Origin of the sequence: Curtobacterium luteum (assembly GCF_014646995.1) — a bacterium.
Taxonomy (GTDB): Bacteria; Actinomycetota; Actinomycetes; order Actinomycetales; family Microbacteriaceae; genus Curtobacterium; species Curtobacterium luteum.
In genome coordinates this window covers 79,370-103,734 of record NZ_BMOI01000003.1, presented here as the reverse complement: position 1 = coordinate 103,734, position 24,365 = coordinate 79,370, and the positions used below count along the sequence as shown (strand labels likewise).

Here is a 24,365-nt window from a genome sequence, read left to right as displayed (position 1 = left end):
CGATCGACGCTACGCGGGCAGACTGTGACGGGCGCGCGCAGCCCTGCTGACGCCGGACGCCGGCTCAGGCGTGGCGTGCGGAGCGCCGGCGCGAGCCCTCGGCCCGGTCGTGCCGCCGCAGCCGCTCGGCCAGCGACATCCGGACCGTCGGCCACTCGGCCGCCGTGATCGAGAACACGACCGTGTCGCGCAGGGTGCCGTCGCGGCCGATCTGGTGGCTCCGGAGCACGCCGTCCTGCTTCGCGCCGAGGCCCTCGATCGCCGCCCGTGACTGCTGGTTGTGGAAGTGCGTCCGGAACTCGACGGCGATGCACTGCCACGACTCGAACGCGTGCGAGAGCTGCAGCAGCTTCGCCTCGGTGTTGATGCCCGTGCGCTGCGCCGACCGGGCGAGGAACGTCGACCCGATCTCGACGCGACGGTTCGCCCGGTCGACGTTCATGAACGTCGTCGACCCGACCACGCGACCGGTCGGGCGGTCACGGACGGCGAACGGCACCATCCGACCCGCCTCGTGCTCGGCGAGACGGCGCTCGATCTCCGCCTCGACCTGCGCCGGGGCCGGGATCGAGGTGTACCAGGTACGCCACAGGTCGCCGTCGGTGACCGCCGCCCGCAGGTCGTCCGCGTGCTCCGACCCGAGGGGTTCGAGCGTCACGCGGTCGCCGGTCAGAGTGGGTACGGGGGCGATCTCCATGAGACGGAATCCTACGGTCACCACCCGTCACCGAGCCGTCTCCGGCGACGACCTGTGGAGACGGACAGGGGCGTGTGGACGGCTACCCTGGTGCGCGTGGCAGCACGCACGCAGCAGCAGTACCAGGTCCGGTTCGCGTGGGGCGTCGCCGGCGCCGCGCGCATCGCGCAGGATGCCCACCTGCTCGTGTGGGTCGACGTCCTCCCGACGTCCGAGCACCACGACCAGGCGCTCCGTCAGGTCGTCGCCGCCTTGCCCGACGGCCCGGAGGTGGTGCTCGGCCACCTCGGCAACGCGACCGCGATCGCCGGACGTGTGACGCGCCTCCAGGCCGACCGCGGTGACCGCTGCGTCGTCGCGATCGTCGCCGCCGGGACCGACCACGCTGCCCACTCGGACGCGGCGGACGCCGCGGGGGAGCCGTGGGACGCTCCCGAGTCGCCGGACTTCGCGGTCGAGGACCTCCTCGCGGCCGGTGCCGTCGCCGACGCGCTCGCCGCGGAGGGGATCGACCACACCTCGCCGGAGACCGCTGCCGCCTGTGCGGCGTACACGGGGCTCCGACGTGCGGTGAAGCACCTCGTGTCGGCCTCGGAGGCGGCGCGGGCACTCGAGCCGACCGTCGTCCACGCCGCCGTGACGCGCGGTGGGGAACTCGTCACCCTGCGGGCGTAGCGTCCGGGGTGTCAACGGACCGAGCAAGGAGCACGTCATGAAGGCAGTCGTCGGCGACACCGTGATCGCGGAGAGCGACAAGGACGACCTCATCCAGATCGAGGGCAACTGGTACTTCCCGCCGTCGAGCGTGAAGACCGAGCTTCTCACCGAGAGCCCGACGCAGTACCACTGCCCGTGGAAGGGCGACACGCAGTACTACACCGTGAACGTCGACGGGCAGCAGCTGCAGGACCGGGCGTGGTCGTACCCGACGCCGATCCCGTCGTCGTTCGACCGGGTGGGCAAGGACTACTCGGGCTACGTCGCGTTCTGGAAGGACGTCAAGGTCGTCGAGTAGGCGGGTGGGGGCGCGGCGCGGGGGCGCGCTTGGCGCACGCGGCGCAGGCGCGCTGTCGCTCGGTGCGGGCGCGCTGTCGCTCGGTGCGAGGAATCGCGCACGGTGCGAGGGCCAGCGCCCCGCACCGTGCGCGAAACCTCGCACCGTGCTGTGCCGCCCTCGCACCGTGCGAGGCGCGCGCGGTGCCTCCCGGACCTCGCCCCGCCTCGCACCGTGCGAGTGGGGCGAAGGTGCCCGTCAGCCCGCCAGCGTCAGCCAGACGAGCGTGACGTTGAGCGCCACGATCACCAGCGCGATGCTCCCCGCGACCACGCGGGTGGGCATCGCGTTCACGTCGTCGCCCATCACGCTCCGACGCGAGGTGTAGACCACCAGCGGCACGATCGCGAACGCGATCCCGAAGCTCAGCACCACCTGGCTCACCACGAGCAGCAACGTGGCGTCCGCGTTCACCGCGAGCAGCACGATCGCCGGGACGAGGGTGACGAGCCGCCGCACCACCACCGGGATCTGCACGTGCAGCAGCCCCTTCATGATCTCGGCGCCCGCCATGCAGCCCACCGACGTCGAGGCCAGGCCGGACGCCAGCAGCCCCACCGCGAACAGCACGCCCACCACCGGGCCGACGTTCGCCGCGATCGCCGCCTGCGCCCCCGGGATGCTGTCTGTCCCCTCGACCCCGGGCAGCGTCGCCGCGGCGAGCACGAGCATGCAGATGTTCACCCCGCCCGCCACGACCAGTGCGAGTCCCACGTCCCACCGCGTCGCGACGAGCACCCGGCGCCGTTCGGGCCCGGCCGGGACGTCCCCGTGGCGGTCCCGCGCGAGGGCGGAGTGCAGGTACACCGCGTGCGGCATCACCGTCGCACCGAGCATCGACGCCGCCAGCAGCACCGAGCCGGACCCCTCGAAGCGCGGGACCAGTCCGGCGACGAGCTCGGTCGGGGACACCTGCGCGAAGAGCAGTCCGGCGCAGAAGCCCACCGTCAGGATCGCGAGCATCGCCGTCACGACCGCCTCGAACGCCCGGGTGCCCCGCCGGTTCTGCAGCAGCAGGATCACCATCGACACCACCCCCGTGATCACCCCGCCGGCGACCAGTGGCAGCCCGAAGAGCAGGTGCAGCGCGAGTGCGCCGCCGATGACCTCGGCGATGTCCGTGGCGGCAGCGACGACCTCGGCCTGCGCCCAGAACAGCAGCCGGGGTGTGCGCCGCATGCGCAAGCCCAGGTGCTCCGGCAGTGACTTGCCCGTGACGACCCCGAGCTTCGCGGAGAGGTACTGCACCACGACGGCACTCGCGTTCGCGGCCACGAGGACCCAGAGCAGCAGGTAGCCGTACTTCGCCCCCGCCGTGAGGTTCGCGGCGACGTTGCCGGGGTCGACGTAGGCGATGGCCGCGACGAACGCCGGGCCGAGGAGCGTGAGACCGGCGGCGCGCTTCCGCGGGGTGGTCGCCTCGGCGGGGCGGGTCGCGGTGTCGGTCATGGGGACCAGTGTGCCAGAGGATTCGGCACGCCGAATCCTTGTTTTCGTCAGTTGTGCAGATCGCGTGGTGACCGGCGTCAGCGGGGTGCTGCTGTCGGCCTGGAGGCGCGGGTCGGGTCCTGTACATCGCCCGCGATTGGTGCGGCGGCCGTTCGGCGGTCCTGCGAGTCGCTCCGGCTCACGCGACCGTCGTGTCTGCGCCGGGCCAGCTCGGGAGCATCGTCTGGCGGAACTCGGCGGATGCGAGCGCGCTCTTCGGGAGCATGGCCTCGTACCAGTCGGCGTCGAGCTTGACCAGCTGCAGTCCCTCGTTCAAGCGGTAGTCGTGCTGCAGGGACATCGCCATGACTGCTGCTTCGCCGGACTCGGCGACCGTCTCGTCCACGACGCGGAGGTCGAGGCCCGCCCAGCGCAGCCTGACGTCCAGCTCGTAGTACTCCTGCACGTCCTCCACCGGGACCACCGTGGCCCACACGCCAGGACCGGTCTGGACGAACCCAGCCTGCTCGGCTGACGGGTCCAGCCGAACGATCGCGACGTGCGTTCCGTCGATCAGGTCGGCGACGTACTTCGTCCCGCCCACGGATGCGATCCCGCCCCCGAACATCGAGATCGGTCGTTGGAGCGCTGGCCGACCCGCCTGCAGGTCGTCGCGGTACACCCAGCCGATGTGCACGCCGGCGTACCGGGCGACCCAGGTCTCCTGTCCGTCCCCGGTGTAGCGCCAGATCTCAGCACCGAACGGGACGCGGTGCGACGGCATCCAGTTGAGCTCGACGATGCGGTCCAGGTCGTTGGGGACGAAGCCGGTGCCTGTGAACGGCTCGCGGTCGACCCACAGGGCCCCGAGCGCCTCGGCGGTGCGTGCGTCCGAGCCACCGATGGCCGGACGGACGAAGAGTTCCGGCGTCGCCTCGAACCGGACGACGTCGAGGTGCGGCATGTCGGGCGCGAAGGGACTGCCGGGGAACCCGAGCCCGTGCACCGCGATCAGGTCCTCGATCCGCTCGAGTCCACTCGTGGCGGCCAGAGGGATGACGTACCCGCCGAAGCGCTCGAGCTGCCCGTTGAAGAACGCGTCGCTCACCTGCGGTGTGATCGCCTTCTGCATGATCGTGCCAGTCACGGTGGGGTCCCCTCGTCGTCGTGTCGTACCGCTCCTAGGCTAGGTGCTAGTGACCGGAGAGGGTCCGGATCGCTCCGACCTCGAAGCTGAGGAGCACCGTCACGCGACCTGCTCGGACTCGAGGTCGTCGAGGTCCTCTGGCCGGACGAACGCCGTGACGCTGCCTTCTCGCTCGACGAAACGGATCGCGGCGCCGTCAGCGGCGTGGATCGTTCGTCGACGACCGTCGAGAGCTCGGACCTCGACGGTCGCCCAAGCGGCAGCATTCCAATGATGTTCGACCTGGACCGACACGCCGCTCACCGTCGCGGTGGTGCGGACGGTGGCATGGCCGACGACGGCGTCCCTCGTGATCCGCGCCTCGGAACGCGACTGGTTCGTCATGAGGCTCGACGGCCGGGGCTCCCAGGCACGGCCAGGGGACGTCGGAGCCCAGGAGTGCAGCAGGGCGCCCTCGTCCCGGATCGCGCCGGGAAACCACCCGCGCTCGGTCTGCACGTACGTGCCCGCCATGATGGCAGCCGACCCACTTGGTCGGTCCCAGCTGCGCGTGACGTCGGCGGTCCGACTGAATCCGGATCGATCGAGCCAGCCGACCCGGACCTGATTTCCGATCCAGAACTCGCCGCTGGAAGGCACCGTCCCGTCCGGCCTGGAGTACGGGGAAAGAGCCGTGAGGACCGCGGAGCCGTCAAGCCGGAGTCGCTCGGCGTCGCTCTCATGGCGCTCCCCGAGCTGCCGACGCCAGGTCAGCGCCCGGTCCGAGGACACCGTTGACCCGTCGAGTCCGACGAGTACACCGTCGCACGGTGCGTCCGCGGAGGCCGGGACGACATCGAACCCGCGGAGCGCGACGTCGCCTGCGAACGGTCCGAGGGACTCCGACTCCGGCGACTCGTCGAATCGGAGCTGATCGGTGAATGAACGGACGGCGAACAACTCGCTGCCGTCGACGAGGTGAGCACTGAACCTGCCGCGTTCCTCGTCGGCTTCAGCGGGGAGAGGAGGGTCGCCCTTCGCGATCGACCCCCACACGGTCAGCGTTCCGTCGTGCGCAGCCTGAACGTCGACCAGGAGGCCCTTCCACCACCCGATCGTGCGGCGACTGACGAGCGTCAGATCGGCGCGGGGAACACGCACGGGCACCTCGTCTCGGATGATCACGTCCTCGTCCGCCGGGGTGAGTGGTCCGAGGCGGCCGGTCGCGACCAGCTCGGTCCCGATCCACGCCGATGTGACAGAGCCGAGGACAGGGCTCAGATCATGTGCCATCGGACGCCGTCCCACTTCGCCAGGATCTCCTGCGTTCCGTCGACGTTGTACCGCCACAGCTCCGCGCCGGGCGTCAACGGGGTGTTCTGACGGAGTTCGACCTCGGGCGTGTAGTGCTCGTAGTGGCCCGCCCACCCGTTGCCGCGGAACGGGTCGAACGAGGTGAACGTTCGCGACGAGTTCCTCTCGAGCGCGGCGCCGAGCTTGATCCGGAGGTCGGTGTCGGCGACACGGTCGACGAGGTGCTGGAGTCGATCGCGGCGCTCGGGGATCGACATCGCGTTCCACTGGTGCTCGTCGATGGTCCCGTCCTGCATCCAGCCGCGGATCGTGCGCAGCGGGAGCATCCGGTCGTACACGTCCGAAGTGGGCGTGCCGCTACCGTCGAAGCCGGGTTCCGTTCGCATCCGGACACCATGGATCGGGTTGGTGCTGGGCGACGGGAACGCGGTCGTGTTGTACCCGAGTCCGAGCTTCTGGAACACCCGCAGGGGCGTGATGGGGCCGTGGTTCGAGATCGCGGTGAGATGCGCGAACTTCGCGATGAAGCCGGGGACGCCCTTCTGCGCGTAGTACCCGACGTCACCGTTCGTGATGTCCGACACCATGTCGATCGCCTGCTTGAGGGGCATCACCTTCTGGATGACGTCGCCGGATCGGATCGGGTCGAGCCCGTCTCGGATGTCGATGAGCGTGTCCATCTCGTCCGCGCTCAGTCGGTGTATCGGCTTGCTCACCAGACGTCGGAACTCGCGTCGTGACAAGCCGTGGTCGTGCAGCCGGGCGTCCAGCTCCGATCGGTAGGCAGCAGCGTCGTGGGCAACCGCTTCCTCCGAGAACTCGACCTGGAGGGGGCGTCGTCCGCTGCCCCCTGTAGCGCTGCCGTTCCCGGTCCCGCCGTGGTGTCCGAGTGTCCCCGCTGACGCAGACGGGTTTTCGAAACGTACGGCACTCGAGTCCGTGCGGAGGATGCCGGGGTGTGACGACAGGGCAGTCCCAGCCACGGCCGTTCCGGCTGCAGCCGCGTGCTCATGCGTCACGTGCTCTACGGGCGCTGACGCATCGCGGTCTGCAGGAGCGGTGCGCTCCGCTTCCGACGACAGGGCGGCGGGCGCTGCTGCGTCGTGCGATGGGAGGGGCCCATCCGGTCCCGGAGCGCGAACCTGGTCGGCTCCTGGCGACGAACCGACGACGTGCGTCTCTGCAGCGTGGACGTCCGCCGAGGTCGGGCTCTGGACGTGGCCCACGTCGGAGCGGACGGTCGTCGCGTCGGGCGTCGTCCCGGTCTGATGCGGCGACGTGGCAGCGCCCCCGTCCTGCGGCACACCCGCGTTGCCTTGCACCCCGCGGGGGCCGGCGTGGTCGGAGGTGCCGGCCGAGGGGATGGCGTCGCCGTGCGGAGAAGCGTCGACGTGGGTCGCCGGTGCGTCCGTTCGCGTGTCCACGGCATCGGAGTGTGCGGGACCTCCGGTCGGTGCCGCTCCGTGCGGAGCAGAGGTTCCGGGCTGGGTCGCAGGAGCGTCCGCCGCCGGGGCGTCGGCGTGGACCCTGCCGTCCGCGTGCGTCGCCGGAGCACCGGCGTGCGTCGCACCCTCGCCGTGCGCCGGAGCATGGCTGTGAGAACCGTCGCCGCCGCCGTCGTTCGCCCCCGCCTCCACGTGCTCGACGTGCGTCACGACGTCCTCGCCGCCCGCGTGCGTCGTCGTGCCCCCTGTGTGAGCGGTGTCCGTCACGACGGGCGTCTGCGACCCGTCGACACTCGGCCGCTCTCCGGCGTGTGTCGTCGTCGAGCTGTGCGTCCCGGCCCCGCTGACCACGGGCGCGTCGGCGTGTTCCGTCGGAGCCGCGCCCCCGGCCGCACCGCTGTGCGACGTCGGAGCGGTGTCACCGGCAGCGGCTGCGTGCGTGCTCGGTCGGGTGACGACGTCGACCTGGGTGGCGGGCGCGGTGCCCGCTGCACTCGCCCCCGCGTCACCGGCGTGCGTGTCCGTGTCGACACCGAGATCCGCCGGGCCGTGCTCGGAAGCAGCACCGCTGTCGAGGTCCAGGTCGGTCCCGGTCGACCCACCGCCGGCGTGGGCGTGGTGCGCCTCGACGGCACCGTGGCCTCCGTCGAACACGGCACCGCCCACGGTCCCGAACACGAGGGACTGGATGACGTTGAAGTCCTGACCGTTGACCTTCGCGGTCACGTAGTCGCCACCGACACCGCCGGCCGCTCCCGTGACGGCTCCGCGCCCCGTCGAGACCGCGACGTGGGTGAAGGTCGACCTGGTCGCAGCCGCCTCGCGGCCGGTGCGCCCGACCAGTCCGAGACCGCCACCGATGGTGCCACCGACGGCACCGCCGAGCAGCGCGCCCTGCAAGCCCTCGGAGAACGACTTGCCCTCGACGAGGAAGTTGCTGAAGCCCTGCGACACCACACCGGTCGCCATGCCCTTGAAGGTCTCGCCGGCGATGCGCGCGAACTTCGACCCGCGTCCGACGGCCTGGAACAGGCGGACGCCGTTCTCGATGGCCTCGCGCGGGATCCGCGACAGGGTGATGAGTCGCTGGATGACCTCGGCGATCCGGACGACGAACCGCATCACGGTCGCCGACGTCGCCGCCGCTCCGACCACCGCGGACGCGCCGAAGGTGAAGAAGCTCAGCGCGATGCTGACACCGACCTCGACGCCCACCGCGATGGCGAGCTCCTTGACGATGTCCATGATCTCGTTGCGCGCGGACACGGTCTGGTCGATGAGCGCGTCGAGCGCCTCCACGGCGGCACCGGCCGCGGTGGACATCTGGCCGAGCGTCGTCACGACGGACGAGCGTGCGGAGGACATCGACGCCCACTGCGGGATGTCCGACGAACTCGCGACGGCGAGCGATGCGGCGACGCTGCTCGTGATCGACTGGAGCTGGTCGTCGTAGGCCCGCCAGGCGCTGACGGCCGTGCCCATCTTGTCGGTGTCGGCGAGCGGGAGGTGGAGACCCATCGAGGCGAGGGCCTCCTCGACCCAGCCCTGGAACTCGCCGAGCGCGCCGGGCCACCCCTCGCCCATCGCGGTCGGGACGGAGGTGTCGAGGCTGACCTCGTGCGTCGGGACCGAGATGCCACCGTCGCTGTCCTGCAGGGCACCGGCGAGCTCGGCACGCTTGTAGGCCTGGCCGGTCGCGCCCATGATCGAGTCGAACGCTGCGAGTGCCGTGGCGACGCCCTCGCTCGCCTCGCCGGCCTGCTTCGCGATGCTGTCGTAGGAGTCGATCCACTCCTTCGACGCCTCATCCGGACCGGCCATCCCGCCGGACCCGGAGAGCACGCTCTGGAGCGATGTCCACGCCGTCGCGAGGTCGTGCGAGGCGGTCGCCATGTCGTTGCCGTCGCGGGCGATGCCGAAGGCGTCGAGCCGTACGTCGGTCATGCGGTGGGGTCCCCTCGTCCGTCGCCGCGGGTCATGCGAGCTGCGCGCTGAAGTCGGTCCAGGCCGTGTTGAGCGCGTCGATGGTCTGCTGGTACGCCTGGAGCACGAGCTGCGAGTGCTTCGTCAGGCCGTCGGCTGCCTCCGCGAGCGTCGTCGCCTGGGCCGACCACTGCTGGAACGTGGCCTGGAACGACGCCATCGCCGCGCCCTGCCACTCGGCCGGGAGCACGGCCGCGAAGGACTGCGCACCCTGCTGGAGCAGGAGGCAGTACTCGTGCAGCTGGGTCATGGACTGCACCAGCTGGGTGAGGGTGGCGATGTCGGCCTGCTGCTCACTCATCGGCCGTCCCTTCCTGCAGCGTCGCGGTGGCGTCCATCGTGGCGATGCGGCGGTTCCGTCCGGATTCGTCGGCGTTGCCGTTGCCCGCCGTCACCCCGCTCGTGACGACGACGTTGCCGCCATCCTGCGCGTCCGGCGTGCTCGCGGCGCCCTCGGTCCCCTCGATGCGGCGGACCGGGACGACCTGCTCGTTCTCGAGGAAGTTGCCGGAGAGGCCGGTCTCGTTGAGCTCGTAGGAGACACCGGCCTGCCGGAGCCGCTCGGCGAGGTCGCGGAGCGTCGCTGCGAGCGCCGCGGAGCCGGCCTGGAAGTCGGTCCACGACTTCTGGAACGTCGCAGCGTCCTCGCCCTTCCAGAGCACGTCGACGACGCTCTGCACGTGCGAGTTCGTCGACCCCACCTGTGACTCGAACGTGGTGACGACGGACTGCAACGTCTGTGCCACTTGCCCGAGCGTCTCGGTGCGGACTCGGTACTGCGCCATGGTCTCCCCCGTGGATCGGCCGTCGAGCGACCGGTGGTGAGCCGGTCAGCGGCTGGAGCGGACTGGTCCGGGCAGCCCTCGGCGGGGCTGCCCGGTCCAGATCAGCGGAACGTGCCCGAGATCGAGTTCTCCGACTCCTCGTACGAGAGGGCCGCGCGCGAGAGCAGCTGGCTGATGCCGGCGAGCGACTCCTTCAGCTGCACGGCCGACTGGTCCCACTGCTGGTAGAGGTCCTGGAAGGACGACGACGCGGCGCCCGACCAGTCGCCCCCGACGAGGCCGTCGACGAGCGACTTGAGGTTCTGCAGCTGCGACTCGATGGACTGCGAGCCGGACTGCAGCTGGTTCGAGACGCCCGAGAGCGACTCCGAAGTGACGCGGATGTCCGCCATGGTTCCCTCCAAGAAACACACGTGTCCCTGGGGTCGATCATCGACCTACCCCCCGATGAGTGCCCACCCCCGTCCGGGGGCCGACCGGAGCAGCATAACCGATGCTGCACCCTGCAACGAAAGTATTCGTCACCAACCCGGTTGTCCGGCGCATGCCCGACCGAGGAGGTCGACGCCGTGCTCGGGGTGCGTGACCGCGGCCCAGAGCGCTCGGGCGTCCTGGGCGTCGAGCGCCCGGTCGACCTCGGCGAAGAACACCGGTGCCGCCGCCACCCAGCGTGCGAGGCCCTCGTCGAGCGCGAGCGCCCGCGCGTCCTCGGTGATCGCCCGGAGCCGCTCGACTGCCGCGCTGACCGGCCGGAACCCGTCCGCACCCTGGGCACCGACGGCGCCGGTGAGGACCTCCATCACGGGGCCGCGGTAGCGGCTGCAGAACTCGACGGCGGCAATGTCGGTCACCTCACACCCCCGTCTTGCCGTCGAAGACCGCGATCCCCGAGTTGGTCCGGAAGAACTCCCCCTGGTCGAGCATGGTCGCCGATCGCGAGTTCGGCAGCCCGCGCCGCGTGGCCTGCGCCCGCAGCGCCCGGTCCAGCCGGTCCGCGTCGGCGTCCGAGTAGTAGACGTCCCCGATGATCTGGATCGCTCCGAAGTCCGGCGCACCGCTCCGTGCCCAGAGCTTCACCCAGCGACGGAACTGCTGTGGCCGTGCCCGCTGCCGCATCGCCGGTCCGTCCTGGAGCGCGACCGTGAGGTAGTGGTTCGCCGACCCGACCGCCTGGGTCCACCGCTCGGCGAAGCCCTTGATCCCACCGGACTGCGCGTACCGGTCGGCGCGTGCCTGGTCGTAGACGGTGTACACGGCGGGGATCTCGTCCCAGCGCACGAGCCCGAGCAGCGGGACGTCGACCCCGGCGTCGGAGACGGTGATGCCGCGGTCCGGGTCGCCCAGCGTCTGCGCCAGGCGGTTGCGCCGGAACCGCAGGACGGCGAAGAAGTAGAAGGCTGCGACGATCGTGACGCCGTGCGCGATGATGATCGGCCCGAGCCGACCGAGCAGGCTCGTGACGACCTCGAGCGCGACGACGACGACCACGGTGCCGATCAGGGTGAGTCGCTCACGCCGGACCACGGACGCCCAACGCGCCGGATCGGGCTTCACGGTCACCGGGTCGAGCCCGGTCGGCGCCCCGCCGTCCGGCACGCCCGGGTTCATCGGCTCGTTCGCGTTCATCGGATCGCAGCCCCTCGTCGTCGGAATCCGCGCAGCAGCCTACATGCGGGGGACGAGCGCGAGGCAGAGCTGGTCAGGACCTGAACGGGTTGCCGGTGGTGCTCGTCGGCCGGTCCGGCACGACCCCGTCGACGGCCACGCCGCTGAGCAGGCTCGCGTACTCCGCGAAGTCGGCAGCGCCGGACGACTCGACCGCGTGGATGCCGCGAGCCTGTGCCTGGACCAGGACCGCTGCCGTGATCCGGTCCGTGTCGCGCGGCGAGAGGACCGTGTCGAGGTCGAGGACGTACTGCGCGAACGCGGGACCGTCCACGTTCGGGAAGGTCTCGAAGCCCCGCACCCAGCGCTGGTCGACGACACGCGAGCGCAGCGCGGGAGCGTCCTCGAGCAGGAACCACAGGTGGCGCGTGGCCCCGCCGTTCCCGGCAGCCCACCGCGCAGCCGTCCCCGCCAGACCCGGCCGTGCCAGACGCCGAGCAGTCCGCGCCGACTCGTCCACCGCGAACACCGCACGGACCTCCGACCAGTCGACGAGCGGCACGAGCGGGGTGTGGAGCCCGATGTTGGACACGCCGAGCAGCAGCCCCGGCTGGCCTCCCGCGGGACGGAGCAGGGCGAGGCGACGCCGGAGGAGCACGATGCCGAGGATCGCACCGACGACGAAGAGCAGCGCAGCGAGGACGATCGGTCCGGTGCGGCCCCAGGCGACGGCGGCGACGAGGACAGCCGTGACGACGACCAGCAGCAGCACACCGTCGCGGAGGTTCTTCGCCGCGATGCGACGGAAGCGCTCGGCGTCGTACCGGACCTCGAAGCGTCCGTCCTGCGCGAAGAAGGCCCGCCAGCTGTCCCGCGTCGCGTCGTCCAGAATCACGATCCCACCGACCCCGTCACCGCACCCGCGCCCCCACCGACCCGAACCACAGCTCGTCCCCCGGCACGAGCTCGACGGCGAGCCCCTCCGGGCACCGGTCCTCCCGGTCACCACGGCGGAGCACGGTGCCGTTCCCGGACCCCCGGTCCACGACGCGCAGCCCGTCGGGCCCGAACTGCAGCGCCGCGTGCACGCGCGACATCGACCGGTCCGGGTCGTCGACCGCGAAGGCACGGGCACCCTCGCGGGCCGCGATCTCGTCGGGACGACGGCCGACCAGGACCGTGCCCTCCTCGACGAGGAGCGTCTGCCCGGTGGTGAAGACCAGCTGCGGGAGGGCGCCGGACGGGGCCGGCGTGATGGGCGCGCGCCGTGCCTCCAGGCCGGTCGCGGGAGCGGGGCCGGGACGGGCGGGCGGTGGCGGGACCGACGCGGAGGGCTGCGGCGGGACGTCCGCGGTGTCGCCGACGGCGACCGGCGTCGAGCGCCGACCACCCGTGGCGAGCTGGCCGCAGGCCAGGCAGAACATGCTGTTCGGGCGCAGCTCGGCCCCGCAGTACGAGCAGCGTGCAGCCATGCGGACCACCCTACGTGGCCCGGGAGGCCCGGATCACCGCGTGCTCCCGGCCACCGTCCGTCAGGCGGCCGGGTCGGGCACCTGCACCTGCGTCCACTCGCCGCGACGGTGCAGCGCGCCGCCGCCGGCGGGCTGGCGGCCGACCATCCACTTCGGCACCTTCTGGCCGAAGAGCTGCGTGCCCATCAGGGCGCTCGTCGGGGAGAGCAGCAGGCCCTCCTGGGTGCGCCGGACCTCGCCGTACGGCCCGGAGAAGGTCTTCGCGGCGGCGTCCGGGTTGGTCGCGACGACGAACACGAACCGCGCCTTCTCGCCCATGAGGGAGTTCTCGAGCGGGGTGTTCGCCACGAGCTCCGCGTCGTCGACGAGCACGGTGACGGGTCCGGAGGGGTCGTCGTACCGGCCGAGCGCCGGGGCGAGGTCCATGAAGCCCATCGGGTCGGCGAGGAGCGGCACGCCGACCTCGCGTGCCCAGGCCGTGAACACCGAGTCCTTCGTGGCGACGGCGATGACGGGTGCGCCGGTCCAGACGAGCTGGTGCGCGATCGCGGTGAGCACGGTGGAGCGCCCGGTGCCGCGCTCGCCGACGACCTGGAACCCGCCGGCCGCCGGCCAGTCGAGGGTGATCCGGGCGAGTTCGTCGCCGCCGACGCCGATCGTCGGCCCGGTCGGGTTCGAGCGGGCCGCGACCGGGAGGTCCTGCGAGTCGGCGAGGGAGATGCGGGGTGGGAGCGCGTCGACGCGGAACGGGCGGGGACCGGCGGTGCCTCGGGCGTCGGTGGTGTCCGCGGCGTCCGTGGCGTCCGTGCTGTCGGTCTGCTCCGTCCAGCGGACGCGTGCGGTCTCGACCGTGCCGCGGAGGGCGGCGGTCTGCGCCTCGGCGGAGGCGTCCTGCCCGAGGACGGCGAGCTGGGCCTCGCGGACGGTCGGCCCGAAGAACACCCGGCCGGCGGGGACGCTCTCGGGGAGCTCGCGGACCATGACCCCGGCGCTCCGGTAGTCGTTCGTGTCGCGCATCGGCAGCACGTACTGCTCGCTGATGAACCCGGCGATCTTGTCGGACGAGACGGTCCGGTCGCCGGTGACGGCGACGCGGATACCGGCCGCGGGGCCCTCGCGGAGGGCCCGGGTCATCTGGTCGCGGATCGGCAGGAGGTCCTCGGGCTGCATCGAGCTCGTGGCACGGTCCCAGCCGTCGACCCCGACGACGATGTACGGCAACCGGTCGGCGTCGGACGCTGCCGTACGACGCTGCTCGACGATGGTGCCGACGGCGGCCTGGGACAGCACGGCCTGGCGGCGTGCGAGCTCGGCGACGAGGCGGTCCATGAGCCGCGGCAGCCGGGAGGGCTCGAGCGGCGTGACGACCGCGCCGGTGTGCGGTGCCTGCGCGAGCGGCAGGAGCCCGCCGTTGCCGTGGTCGATGACGTAGAGGTGCAGGTCGGCGGGGCTCATGCGCTCCACGGCCTGCGCGAGCACGGTGCGGAGCGCGGTGGTGCGACCGGAGAGGGCCGCGCCGAGGAACAGCAGGTGCGTGCCGGCCTCGAGGTCCCACACGAGCGGCCGCTGGGTCTGCTGCCCCGGCACGTCCTCGATGCCGAGCGTGATCGTCGTCGGCGCCCCGGTGCCGCCGGCCACCTGCGTCAGCGGGAGCAGCGCGGGGAGCGGCATCAGCCACGGTGAGGCGTTCTTCGGGATGCCCATCGCCTCGGTGGCGCGGGTGACGACGTCGACGAGTGCCCGGAGGTCGGTGTCGTCGTGGTCGACCGGAGCCGCCGCGTGCCGCTTCACCGGGAACCGCGGCGGGTAGGCCAGGCCCTCCCAGTCGACCGCGGCGACCTTCGGCAGCTGCCGCTGGACCCGCTGCACGCCCTGTCGGATGCCGGCGACGCGCGCGGTCTGGAACCCGCTCGGCAGCGCACCGAGCCCGGCCCGGACGAACCCGCGACCGGGCGTCGACTGGCTGATGAGCGCGGCTTCGGGGGAACCGAGCACGTCCGTGGAGTCGGCGCGGTCGGTGACGCGGAGCGCGACGCGGAGGTTGATGTTCGACTGCATCTCGGGCGTGATGACGCCGCTCGGCCGCTGCGTCGCGAGCACGAGGTGCACGCCGAGGGACCGGCCGACGCGGGCGATGCGGACGAGGCCGTCGATGAAGTCCGGGTGCTCGGTCTTCAGCTCGGCGAACTCGTCGATCACGATCATCAGTCGCGCGAGCCCGTTCCGCGCGGCGGCGTCGGGGTCCTTCGCCCAGGCGGCGTCGACGTCCTTCACGTTCAGCTCCGGGACGCGGAGTGCGGTCTCCCGGCGCTTCAGCTCGGCGTCGAGCGAGGTGAGGGCGCGCTCGGTCTCGCGGGCGTCGAGGTTCGTCACCATGCCGACCGTGTGCGGCAGGCGCGAACAGTCCGCGAACGCCGACGCGCCCTTGTAGTCGACGAGGACGAAGTTGAGCGCGTCCGGCCGGTTGGCCATGGCGAGCGACACCACGAGCGCCTGCAGGAACTCGGACTTGCCGGAACCCGTGGTGCCGGCGACGAGGGCGTGTGGGCCGTCCGCGGCGATGTCGATCGCGAACTCCCCGTCCGCGCTCGCGCCGACCACGACGTGCGTCCGACGCGGTGCGCGCTGCCAGCGGGCGACGATCGGCGCGGGGTCGTCGAGGTCGACGCCGAGGAGGTCGACGTACCGGACGCTCGTCGGCAGCATGCCCTCGTCGCCGACGCCCGAGACGTGGCGGATGGAGCAGAGGCTGCGGGCGATGCGCTCGGCGGTCGGCACGGAGAGCCCGTCGAGCAGCACGGACGCGTGGTACGCGGCGTCCGACTCGAGCCGTGCGAGCGAGCGGTCGTCGTGGTCGACGGCGATCACGGTGCGCGACTCCTCGGGCAACCGGGCCCGGTCCGTGTCGAGGGCGACGACGTGGACGCCGACCCGCGCGCCCTGCTCGAGCACCTGGACCATCCCGGGGAGCGTGCGGTAGTCGCGGGCGCCGTCGACGACCACCACGACGTCGGTGTCGAAGTCGCCGGCGCTCACCGCGGAACCAGCGCGGCTGCGCACCTGCACGAGTGCGGCGAGGTCGCGGAGGCGCTCACGCCGGGAGTCGTCGGTGTTGCCGATCAGCGCGAGCGCGCCGTCCTCGGCCTGTTGCGTCTGGGGCAGCCACTGCGTCCACGCCCACTCCGGCGCCGCGTCGTCGCCGCACACCACGACGATCCGGGTGTCGCGCGGGGAGCGCAGCGCCGCGACCGCCGCGAGCATCGAGCGGACGAGCGCGCGGGTCACGTCGGCGGGACCGGCGACCCCGACCACACCGGCACCGAGGTCGACCGAGACGGGGGCCGGCGCGACCCCGACGTGGTGGGCGCCGGTGTGGCGGGACGAGCCGCCCTGGAAGTTCGCGGCGAGCGGCACCTCGGCCACCCCGACCCGGACGTGCAGCGCGTCGGCGTCCCGCTTCCGTCGCTCCCACAGCCGGGCGAGCGGCCGCGTGGCGATGTCGCGCACCACCACGGGGTCGACGCTGCGGTACCAGGAGTCGAGCCGCTGCTCCTTGACGAGCCCGGCGATCCGGACGCGGGTGTCGGCGATGTCCTGCCGCCACTCCTCGAAGGTCTTGATGCCCTTCTTCTTCGCGCGGGACCGCTGCGTGAGGAAGGTCCCGACGACCATCACCGGCGAGGCGGCGGCCATCATGAGCATGATCGGGCGGGCGAAGACGATCGCCATCGTGACGCCGAGCACCACCGGGATCACGGCGGACAGCCAGGGCATGGGGGTCTTGTCGACGTCGTCGGGCTGGTCGCCGGGGAGCACCACGGTCGGCGGCGTCGCCGGGGGCATGATCCGCGAGGTCCGGTTGAACCCCCGCATGCCGACCTCGTCCTGCGCCAGGTCCGCGTCCGGGTACGGCTCGATGCCGATCCGGAACACCGAGCTGCCGATCTGCACGACGTCCGCGGGGACGATGTCCGTGCTGCCGGTGACGTCACGACCGTTGACGGCGACCCCGGAGGCGTCGTCGATGACGGTGAGCACGGCGCGCAGGGGGCCCGCGCCGACGGGGACGGCTCCGGACGGTGTGGCGGCCGGGTCGCCGTGGTCGAGCGAGATCGTCGCGTGGTGCGGACGGAGCCAGGGGTCGGCCACGCAGAGTTCCATCGCGCCCGAGCTCCCGATCCGCAGCGGACCGTCCAGGGGCAGCGGCACGGTCTCCCCGGAGAACGGCCCGCCGACGACCTCGAGGCGTGGCCTCCCCGGCGGGAGGTCGCTCGGCGCCCGCACCGGCAGCGTCGAGCCGTTGAGGATGCCGACCTCGGCGAGCGCCGCGCCCGGGTCGGCGCCGGGGGCGATCGCGGCGGCGTCCACCCCGAGCCCGGCGGCGACCTCGGCGACGCTCGTCACGTCGGTCGCGTCGACGACGAAGGTCGCGTCGGCGCTCCGTCTGGTCGGGTCCTGCAGGCTCAGGCGGAGCGTCATCGGCTGCCTTCCGTGATGCGGTCGAGTGCGGGGAGGAGGGATGTGAGGAGACCGGCGCGGTCGGTGGCCGCGGCGTCGTCCTCGGACGGCAGCGTCGCGACGACGCTGTGCGCGCTGGGGGTGCCGAGCCCGGTCTGGAGGCCCGTGGCCGGGTAGCGGACGCCGGTCTCGGTCGCGGTCGCCGCCGTGCGGCTCCCCGAGCGGGGCAGCACGGTCACGGTGCCGGTGGCCTGGTCGCCCGAGTCGGTGCGGACGTGGAACGAGAACTGGTCCGCACGGGTCATCGAACCCGAGGGACGGTAGGTCGCGACGCCCGCATCCGTGCACACGACGGTGCCGGCGACCGCGGACCCGCAGTCGGAGAACCGGACGCGGCCCTCCCGGGCGGTGGCCAGGTCAGCCAGGTCGATGCGGAGCACGCCGTCCCGGCCGAGCCGTCGCACGGTGTCCTGGGCGAGGGGGTCGCTCGTGCCCGCCGCGACGAACACGACCCGGACGGTCGCCGAGCTGCGCTGCCCCTGGTCGTCGGTGACCCGGAGCCGGACCGACGTGGTCCCGGTCCACGACGCCGGCGGCCGGACGACCAGTCCCGTGCTCGTCACGGTGGCGACGACCCCGGCAGGTTTCGCGGACACGACCCGCGTCCGCGGTCCGGCGGCGCACCCGTCGCACCGGACGCCGAGGTCGCTGTACGGGACCGAGGCGGTCGTGCCCTCCTCGAAGGGGTAGTCGTACGTCTGCTCGGCGACCGTGGGCGGCGTCGGGGGCGCGAGCGAGACGAGGTGGGTGACGTCGAGGTCGAGCGACCCGTTCCGCTCGGGGACGGTCATCGCCACCGTCCCGAAGTCGGGCCGGTAGCCCTTCGACGTGAGGGTCAGCGAGTCGCTGGTGCACGTGGCGCCGACGCCCGTGGGGACGTTCACACGCCCGCAGTCGACGATCGCCCAGCCGTCCCCGAGCGGGACCTCGGCCGTGCCGACGTACGGCACGGCGATGCGCACGGGGTCGGACCCCGTCTGCCCACCCGCTCCGGACCCGCCCGTCTGCCCGGTCGTCGTGCCGGAGCCGGCCGCCTGCCGGACGGAGGCCGCGACGGCGGGGGCGGCCGTGCCTCCCGGCAGTGCCTGCGGGACCACCAGCGCCAGGGCGAGCAGCAGCGCCGAGCCGGCCACGACGCGGAGCCGCCCCCGACCGCCTGCTTCCTGCTGCCCCCGGAACACGCCCTTATGATAGGCGGCGCACCGTCCACGGGGAGGATCGCCGCATGAGCACGACGTCGTCGCGTCCCGCCGTGTCGGACGGCCCCGGCGCCCCGCGGGTCCCCGACGTCCCGTCCGTCCCCGCCGTGCCGTCGGCGCCCGCGCCGGAACACCACGGCGACCGCGGCTCCGGAGCCCGACTCGGCTGGGACCCTGGGCAGCCCGCCCTCTACGAGCAGTGGGGCGTCCCCGCGACGGCGCCGAAGCGCGCGATGGGGTCCGACATCGGGGTCCTGCCCGAGCTCGAGCGCACCGAGACCACCCGCCGGCCGCTCTGGAAGCACCCCGGCGTTCATCGTCTCCGCGGCCCTGGCGTTCGTCGCCGTGGTGGTGGCCGTCGTGATGATCGTGCACGCCGTCACCGCGGAGGGACCGCCGGCGGTGCGGGACCTCGCCGTGGAGCAGGGGTCCGGCAACGTCCACGTGTCCTGGAGCGGGCCGGACGTCGCCTGGTCGGTGTACGTCGTCGAACCCGGCACGAAGCCCGTCGACGTCACCGGGCAGGCCCGCGGCACCGAGGTCTGGCTGCCGGCGTCGGGCGGCCTGTACGACGCCGACTCCTGCTTCGTCGTGCGGGCCACCGCGGCGAACCAGGGCAAGGCCGTCCCCACCGACGCCGGCACCCGGTCGGCCCAGGGCGCGGACCAGGTCTGCCTCGGCGATGCGGGCTGAGCCGGGGCGCCCGCGCGTCCGGGCCGGGTCCGTCGCGGCCACCGCGCTCGCCGCGGCCCTCGCCCTGACCGGCTGCTCCGGCGCCGACCCCGCGGACGTCGCGGTCACCCCGACCGCCACCGGGTTCGGCGGGCAGGCACCCGTCGACGGCAGCCGCAACGGCATCGAGACGGTCGACGGGCCCACCGCCCTGCGGGACGTCCTCCGCGCCGTGCGGTCCCGGTCCGTCGTCGCGACCGGGACCGTCACCGAGCTCGTCCCGGATCCTGCAGCAGGCAACGGTACGGCGGCCCGGGAGGGCAGCGGCGACACCGTGCCCGGTCGGACGATCCGGTTCGCCTACCGCGGCGTGCCGGACGACTCCTCGCTCCGGCTCACCGTCGGCGACGTCACGCTCGATGCCCGCCGACGGGGCGACGAGGTCTGGGTCCGCGGCAACCGGGCCTTCGCCGAGCGGACCGGCCTCGACGACGCCACGACCGGCCGGGTGTGCGTCGCCGCGGGCTCGTCCGCGCTCCGGACCTTCGCGCCGTTCACCACCCCGGAGGACCTGCTCCAGGCACTGCTCGGCGCCGACGCGGACGTCACGCTCCACCCCGGGGCCGTGACCGGATCGGGGAAGGCCGCGCGGGCGCAGGTCGTCGTCGCGAGCGGGTCGTCCCCGGTCGGGTCGCTCGAGGTGTCGGCGGTGGGGCAGCCGCTGCCGTACTCGCTCCGGGCTGCCGACGGCACGGGGACGGTGTCACTGTCCTTCTCGTCGTGGGGTGCGGACCTCGAGCTCGCGGACCCGGACGACGTCGTCGACGACTGCTGAGACCGGCGGCCGGGCGGCGCGGCCGACGGCGTCGGCTCCGTCGTGCTGCCCACCCGTCGTGCGGGTGCGCAGAACGCCCTGCACGTGCTCAGGCCCCGGCGCGCCGTGCCCGGTGCGCCCGCACCTTCGCCCGGTTCCCGCAGCGCTGCATCGAGCACCACCGGCGGGTGCCGCCACGCGACGAGTCGTAGAACACGAGCCCGCAGTCGGCGGCCGAGCAGCGGCTCAGGCGCGTCGGCCGTCCGTCGGCCTCGGCGTCGTCGAACCCGACCTCGGTGAACAGGGCCACGGCGTCCCGCGCCACGCTGGACAGCGCCTGCGCCAGCCGCACGCGGTTCGCCCCGGCCCGACGACGACCGCCGGGCAGGCTCGGCGGCACGTCCGGCAGCGCGGCGAAGAGGTTGACGGTGTCGATGTCGTCCGGCGCCGGACGGGTCCGACCGGTCCCGGCGCGGAGGCCCGCGGCGACCGCGGTCCGTTCGGCGGGCGTCGTCGCGGGGGCCGGGGCGGCGGCGACGGCGAGCCGGGCGATGGCCGCCCGGAGCGCCCGGGCGTCCTGCAGCTCCCTCGACGTCGCGCCGACGTCGATCGGCTCGGTGTGGTCGCTCAGCCACTCGTCGAGGTCGGCCGGCGTCGCGAGGAGCTCACCGAGCTGGGCCCGGGATCGGTGGCCGTCGGGGTCGTCGGCGAACCCGCCGGTGTGCGCGAAGTCGAGGGCGATCCGGCCGGCGTCGAAGAACCAGGAGGATCCGGCGTCCGTGCGGATGTGCTGCCCCGTGTGCATCCGCCCAGGCTAACGGGTTACGACCGCGGCACCAGCGGGTGCTCCGGTCGTCGGAGGACGGTTCAGCGGCCCGCGGGCGTCGCCGTCCGCCGCTGCCAGGTGATCACGTTGCGGGCGTCGAAGCGCCGGGAGCACTTCGCGCAGGCCAGTGGCCGCGTCGGCGTGCGGTAGCGCACGTGCTCGTGCCCGGCGGGGCACGCACCCACCCAGGGCGCGAGTTCGGCGGCGACCGGGCCGTCGTACAGCCGTGAGCCCGTGTAGCCGATCGCGGCCGCCGTCCGCCGCCAGGTGGGACCGTGCGCCGCGCGGGCACCCGCCAACGCGTGCGCGATCTCGTGGAGCAGCACCTGGTCCGCGTCGTCGTCTGAGAACCGTGCGGCGAGGTGGCGGCTCACCGTGATGCGCCGCTTCGTGAAGTCGCACTGCCCCGCGCGGGTCTTGGCGTGGTCGAAGGCGAACGACCACGAGGCATCGAGGTGCTGCGCCATCAGGACGGCGGCACGGTCGCGGACCTCGTCGAGCCGCCCCGTCATCGCTCGGGACGCGGGTCTGCCTGGCCCTTCCGCGCGGCGCGGGCCGCGATCCGGCCCCAGATGTCGTCGGCCTCGGTGCGAGCCGCGTCCGGGGCGCCGAGCACGCGGCGTCGGACCGGCGGCTCGGTGTCCGCCACCGACGGTTCCGGCCGGGAGGCCCGTGGTGCCGCCTCGACGTCGTCCTCCGCCTGGCGGGCGGCGACGTCACGGGCCGTCCGCGGCTTCTCGGGCTGCGCGTCGGCCGTCGAGATGGACGCGCGCATCGCGGCCTCGACCGCGGTGCGGAGCGCGTCGGTGCGCTCCGAGGGGGCGCCGGCCTGGCGGAAGGCCTGGTACGCCCGGGACAGTGCCGAACGGGCCTCCTCGTAGCGACCGCTCTCGAACAGCGACCAGCCCTCGAGCTCGGCGGCGGCGCCCTCGAGCTCCGGCCACTCCTCGGTGCGGGCGGTGTCGCGGGCGAGCGCGGCCTCGGTGGCGGCGCGCTCGTGCCGTCCGAGGTCGTGCAGCACGTGGGCGCGACGGATGCGTGCGGCGACCTTGTCCTGGCGCTCGCCGGTGAACATCGTCAGGCGGAACACCTCCTCCGCGACCACGAGGGACTCGTCGAGCCGACCGAGCAGGCGGAGGAGCTCGGCACGCTCGGCGAGGGCCTCGGTGCTCCGGCTCTGCCCGAGGTCACGGAGGCGCTGCTGCACGGCCTCGGCGTCGACGGCGGGTCGGAGGCTGATCGGCGCGAACGTCGAGCCCGGGCTGACGCCGGCGGTCACGGGCGCGACGTGACGGCCGTCACGGGCGCGGTCGGTCCGGTCGTGCGGCTGGCGGTCTTCGGGCGGGAGGGACATCGGTTCGAGGGTAACCGCGCCCTGCCGAGAGCGGGCGGTGCCACGCGCACGGGGGGGCACGTACCCGCAGGACGGCCCGCCGTGCCGGAGCACGACGGGCCGTCGAAAGGAGGCGCCTCGATGTCAGAGCTGCGTCGAGAACGCCACGCCCAGCACGATGTAGAGCACGATCGGCGACACCACGGCGATGATCAGCGCGACGACGCCGAACGCGCGGCCACGCTTCGTGACGATCGCGATGATGCCCTGGATGATCGCCCAGATCCCGAGGAGCGTTCCGATGAGGGCGGCGACGCCCGCACCGCCACCGCTCGCCAGCAACGCGGGGTTGTCCATCATCTGCCGCTCGAGCTCCTGCTGCCCGGACTGCGTCGCGCCGGAGCCGTTGAGCAGCGTGTCGCGGAGACCGGAGTCGCTGCCGAACGCGTTGCCCAGCACGGCTCCGGCGATCACGGCGAGCGCCAGGGCGAGGAGCGCGACGATGAACGCCACGACACCGACGGTCTTCTTCTTCCGCGCTGGCTCCGGCGACTGCCAAGCCGGGGCGCCGTGGTCCGGGCCGGCGCCGTACTGCTGCTGGTGCCGGCCGTCGTTCCACACCGGCGCTCCGGCGCGGTCGTCACGACGGTCGTGCTCACCCTGCCCGTACTGCGGCTGGCCGTACTGCTGCTGCCCGTACTGCTGCTGCCCGTACTGCGGGGCCGAGTCGCCGTCCTGCGGGGTCTGCTCGCCGTACCGGGGCGCGCCGTCGCGGTCGCCGTACTGCTCGCCGTACTGCGGGGTGGACGCCGGCTCGGCGCGCTCGCCGTAGCGCGGCTGGCCGTCGGTCGGCCGGTCCTCGTTGCTCCGGTCGTCGTTCGTCATGGCGTGCGGTCCCTTCGCTCGGTCGTGCCCTGCACGGTCGTTCAGCCCATCCTGCCCGCCCGGCCCTCCGAGCGCGCGACGACGCCACCGGGGCCGGCGTCCGGCGGCTCGTTGCAGATGCAAGCAGCGACGGAGTCGTCGTCGCACGACGACGACGGCGTCGTTCTCCAGCGGGGTCGTTCCTTGCACGTGCAAGCAACGACCCCGCCGCTGTCGCACGACGACGGCGTGGTCGTTCCGCAGCGACGCCGGACCCCGCCGTCACCCGCCGAACACGCTCCGGTTCGGCTCCGGCGACGCCACCGCCGTCTGGTCGGTGACGATCGGCGCACCGGCGACGAACGCCCGCAGCTCGGCCCCGTGCACGACCTTCGCCGGCATCGGGTCGGAGGAGTACCGCCGCGGCATGTCCGCCACGGGCAGGTCGGTGGGCGAGCCGAGCAGCACGATGTTCCCGAACCGCCGGCCCTTGAGCATCCCGGTGTCCGCGACCGCCGCCACCGAGGGCAGCACCGACTGCAGCGTCGACGCCTGACCCCGAGCGAACGCGAGCCCTGCGCCGTCAGCCACGTTCACCGCGACGATCCCGGTCGGGGAGAGGAACTCGGCCACCGACCGGTAGAACTCGACGCTCGTCACGTGCGCCGGGATCTGCGAGCCGCCGAACACGTCGACCACCACGAGGTCGACCGTGCCGCGCAGACCGTTCGGCAGCTTGCCGAGGACCTCGCGGGCGTCGCCGTACCGCACCCGGATCGACGCGCCGCGGGGGAACGGCAGGACGGCCCGCACCTGGTCGACGAGGTCCCGTTCGAGCTCGACCACCTGCTGGCGCGACCCCGGCCGGGTCACCGCGACGTACCGCGGCAGCGTGAGTGCCCCCGCCCCGAGGTGCAGCGCCGTGATCGGCCCCGGCGGCAGCAGGTCGATCGCGTGCCCGATCCGCCGGATGTACTCGAACGCGAGGTGCGTCGGGTCCTCGAGGTCGACGTGCGACTGCGGGGTCCCGTCGACCACCAGCGTGTACGACCCCGGCCGGTGCCGGTCCGGCTCCACGACCGCGTAGCCCGCACCGATCCGGAACCCGTCGAACGCATCAGCCATGCCCCAATCGAACACCACCCGGGATCACCACCCGCACCCCCACCCCTGGTCGGTGTGCCCGCCGACCCCCGCGAACGAGGCTGGGAGCACCCCGACGGGAATCCC

Annotated in this window: 23 protein-coding genes; 4 read left to right on the top strand and 19 right to left on the bottom strand. The window is 73.1% G+C overall.

What is annotated here, in order from left to right:
• Positions 1–64: 64 nt before the first annotated feature.
• Positions 65–697, bottom strand: a complete 633-nt coding sequence (locus tag IEY20_RS05170; protein ID WP_175328313.1) for a GNAT family N-acetyltransferase — start codon at positions 695–697, stop codon at positions 65–67.
• Positions 698–793: 96 nt separating this feature from the next.
• Here IEY20_RS05170 and IEY20_RS05165 point away from each other — a divergent pair, with 96 nt between their 5' ends.
• Together IEY20_RS05165 and IEY20_RS05160 are read left to right on the top strand one after the other, a co-directional pair.
• Positions 794–1,372 (top strand): 2-phosphosulfolactate phosphatase, encoded by a 579-nt coding sequence (locus IEY20_RS05165; protein ID WP_022903204.1) that lies wholly within the window; start codon positions 794–796, stop codon positions 1,370–1,372.
• Positions 1,373–1,409: 37 nt separating this feature from the next.
• On the top strand, positions 1,410–1,712 hold the full coding sequence (locus IEY20_RS05160; protein WP_022903205.1) for a DUF427 domain-containing protein: 303 nt from the start codon (positions 1,410–1,412) through the stop codon (positions 1,710–1,712).
• A 237-nt stretch (positions 1,713–1,949) separates the two neighbouring features.
• Here the strand turns inward: IEY20_RS05160 and IEY20_RS05155 are convergent, their stop codons facing one another.
• The 13 genes from IEY20_RS05155 to IEY20_RS05095 all read right to left on the bottom strand — a co-directional run bounded on the left by IEY20_RS05155 (position 1,950) and on the right by IEY20_RS05095 (position 18,608).
• The gene (locus IEY20_RS05155; protein WP_175328312.1) at positions 1,950–3,200 is read right to left on the bottom strand and encodes an Nramp family divalent metal transporter; all 1,251 of its coding nucleotides are present in this window, start codon (positions 3,198–3,200) and stop codon (positions 1,950–1,952) included.
• Positions 3,201–3,378: 178 nt separating this feature from the next.
• Complete coding sequence (locus IEY20_RS05150; protein WP_031273181.1) at positions 3,379–4,326, bottom strand: hypothetical protein; 948 nt, start codon at positions 4,324–4,326, stop codon at positions 3,379–3,381.
• A gap of 99 nt (positions 4,327–4,425) precedes the next feature.
• Positions 4,426–5,466: a hypothetical protein gene (locus IEY20_RS05145; protein ID WP_148286117.1), complete on the bottom strand. Its 1,041-nt coding sequence runs from the start codon at positions 5,464–5,466 to the stop codon at positions 4,426–4,428.
• A 116-nt stretch (positions 5,467–5,582) separates the two neighbouring features.
• A complete protein-coding gene (locus tag IEY20_RS05140; protein ID WP_175328310.1) occupies positions 5,583–9,008 on the bottom strand; it encodes a hypothetical protein in 3,426 nt (1,141 codons plus the stop codon).
• Between the two features lie 31 nt (positions 9,009–9,039).
• On the bottom strand, positions 9,040–9,348 hold the full coding sequence (locus tag IEY20_RS05135) for a hypothetical protein (RefSeq protein WP_022903343.1): 309 nt from the start codon (positions 9,346–9,348) through the stop codon (positions 9,040–9,042).
• Positions 9,341–9,832, bottom strand: coding sequence for a WXG100 family type VII secretion target (locus IEY20_RS05130; protein ID WP_022903344.1), 492 nt, complete (start codon positions 9,830–9,832; stop codon positions 9,341–9,343). The genes IEY20_RS05135 and IEY20_RS05130 overlap by 8 nt, the downstream gene beginning before the upstream one ends.
• Before the next feature lie 101 nt (positions 9,833–9,933).
• The gene (locus tag IEY20_RS05125; RefSeq protein ID WP_022903345.1) at positions 9,934–10,224 is read right to left on the bottom strand and encodes a WXG100 family type VII secretion target; all 291 of its coding nucleotides are present in this window, start codon (positions 10,222–10,224) and stop codon (positions 9,934–9,936) included.
• A 129-nt stretch (positions 10,225–10,353) separates the two neighbouring features.
• Positions 10,354–10,683, bottom strand: coding sequence for a hypothetical protein (locus IEY20_RS05120; protein ID WP_022903346.1), 330 nt, complete (start codon positions 10,681–10,683; stop codon positions 10,354–10,356).
• 1 nt (position 10,684) lies between these two features.
• A complete protein-coding gene (locus tag IEY20_RS05115; RefSeq protein WP_022903347.1) occupies positions 10,685–11,458 on the bottom strand; it encodes a hypothetical protein in 774 nt (257 codons plus the stop codon).
• 73 nt (positions 11,459–11,531) lie between these two features.
• A complete protein-coding gene (locus IEY20_RS05110) occupies positions 11,532–12,332 on the bottom strand; it encodes a hypothetical protein (protein WP_022903348.1) in 801 nt (266 codons plus the stop codon).
• Between the two features lie 16 nt (positions 12,333–12,348).
• On the bottom strand, positions 12,349–12,909 hold the full coding sequence (locus IEY20_RS05105) for an FHA domain-containing protein (RefSeq protein ID WP_022903349.1): 561 nt from the start codon (positions 12,907–12,909) through the stop codon (positions 12,349–12,351).
• A gap of 60 nt (positions 12,910–12,969) precedes the next feature.
• Positions 12,970–17,388: a type VII secretion EssC family protein gene (locus tag IEY20_RS05100; RefSeq protein WP_175328308.1), complete on the bottom strand. Its 4,419-nt coding sequence runs from the start codon at positions 17,386–17,388 to the stop codon at positions 12,970–12,972.
• Complete coding sequence (locus tag IEY20_RS05095; RefSeq protein ID WP_175328307.1) at positions 17,385–18,608, bottom strand: Ig-like domain-containing protein; 1,224 nt, start codon at positions 18,606–18,608, stop codon at positions 17,385–17,387. Before IEY20_RS05095 ends, IEY20_RS05100 begins: the two co-directional genes overlap by 4 nt.
• Before the next feature lie 363 nt (positions 18,609–18,971).
• Here IEY20_RS05095 and IEY20_RS05090 point away from each other — a divergent pair, with 363 nt between their 5' ends.
• Both IEY20_RS05090 and IEY20_RS05085 read left to right on the top strand, forming a co-directional pair.
• A complete protein-coding gene (locus IEY20_RS05090) occupies positions 18,972–19,319 on the top strand; it encodes a hypothetical protein (RefSeq protein ID WP_175328306.1) in 348 nt (115 codons plus the stop codon).
• Positions 19,309–20,133, top strand: coding sequence for a hypothetical protein (locus tag IEY20_RS05085; protein ID WP_188888946.1), 825 nt, complete (start codon positions 19,309–19,311; stop codon positions 20,131–20,133). The genes IEY20_RS05090 and IEY20_RS05085 overlap by 11 nt, the downstream gene beginning before the upstream one ends.
• A gap of 88 nt (positions 20,134–20,221) precedes the next feature.
• Here the strand turns inward: IEY20_RS05085 and IEY20_RS05080 are convergent, their stop codons facing one another.
• From IEY20_RS05080 to IEY20_RS05060, 5 genes are all read right to left on the bottom strand, one after another.
• On the bottom strand, positions 20,222–20,917 hold the full coding sequence (locus IEY20_RS05080) for a CGNR zinc finger domain-containing protein (protein WP_022904471.1): 696 nt from the start codon (positions 20,915–20,917) through the stop codon (positions 20,222–20,224).
• Between the two features lie 62 nt (positions 20,918–20,979).
• Positions 20,980–21,450, bottom strand: coding sequence for a SprT-like domain-containing protein (locus IEY20_RS05075; protein ID WP_175328304.1), 471 nt, complete (start codon positions 21,448–21,450; stop codon positions 20,980–20,982).
• Positions 21,447–22,292 (bottom strand): hypothetical protein, encoded by an 846-nt coding sequence (locus IEY20_RS05070; RefSeq protein ID WP_175328303.1) that lies wholly within the window; start codon positions 22,290–22,292, stop codon positions 21,447–21,449. Before IEY20_RS05070 ends, IEY20_RS05075 begins: the two co-directional genes overlap by 4 nt.
• A 123-nt stretch (positions 22,293–22,415) precedes the next feature.
• Complete coding sequence (locus IEY20_RS05065) at positions 22,416–23,156, bottom strand: DUF308 domain-containing protein (RefSeq protein WP_175328302.1); 741 nt, start codon at positions 23,154–23,156, stop codon at positions 22,416–22,418.
• A gap of 261 nt (positions 23,157–23,417) precedes the next feature.
• Positions 23,418–24,260: a spermidine synthase gene (locus tag IEY20_RS05060; RefSeq protein ID WP_175328301.1), complete on the bottom strand. Its 843-nt coding sequence runs from the start codon at positions 24,258–24,260 to the stop codon at positions 23,418–23,420.
• Positions 24,261–24,365 lie beyond the last annotated feature (105 nt).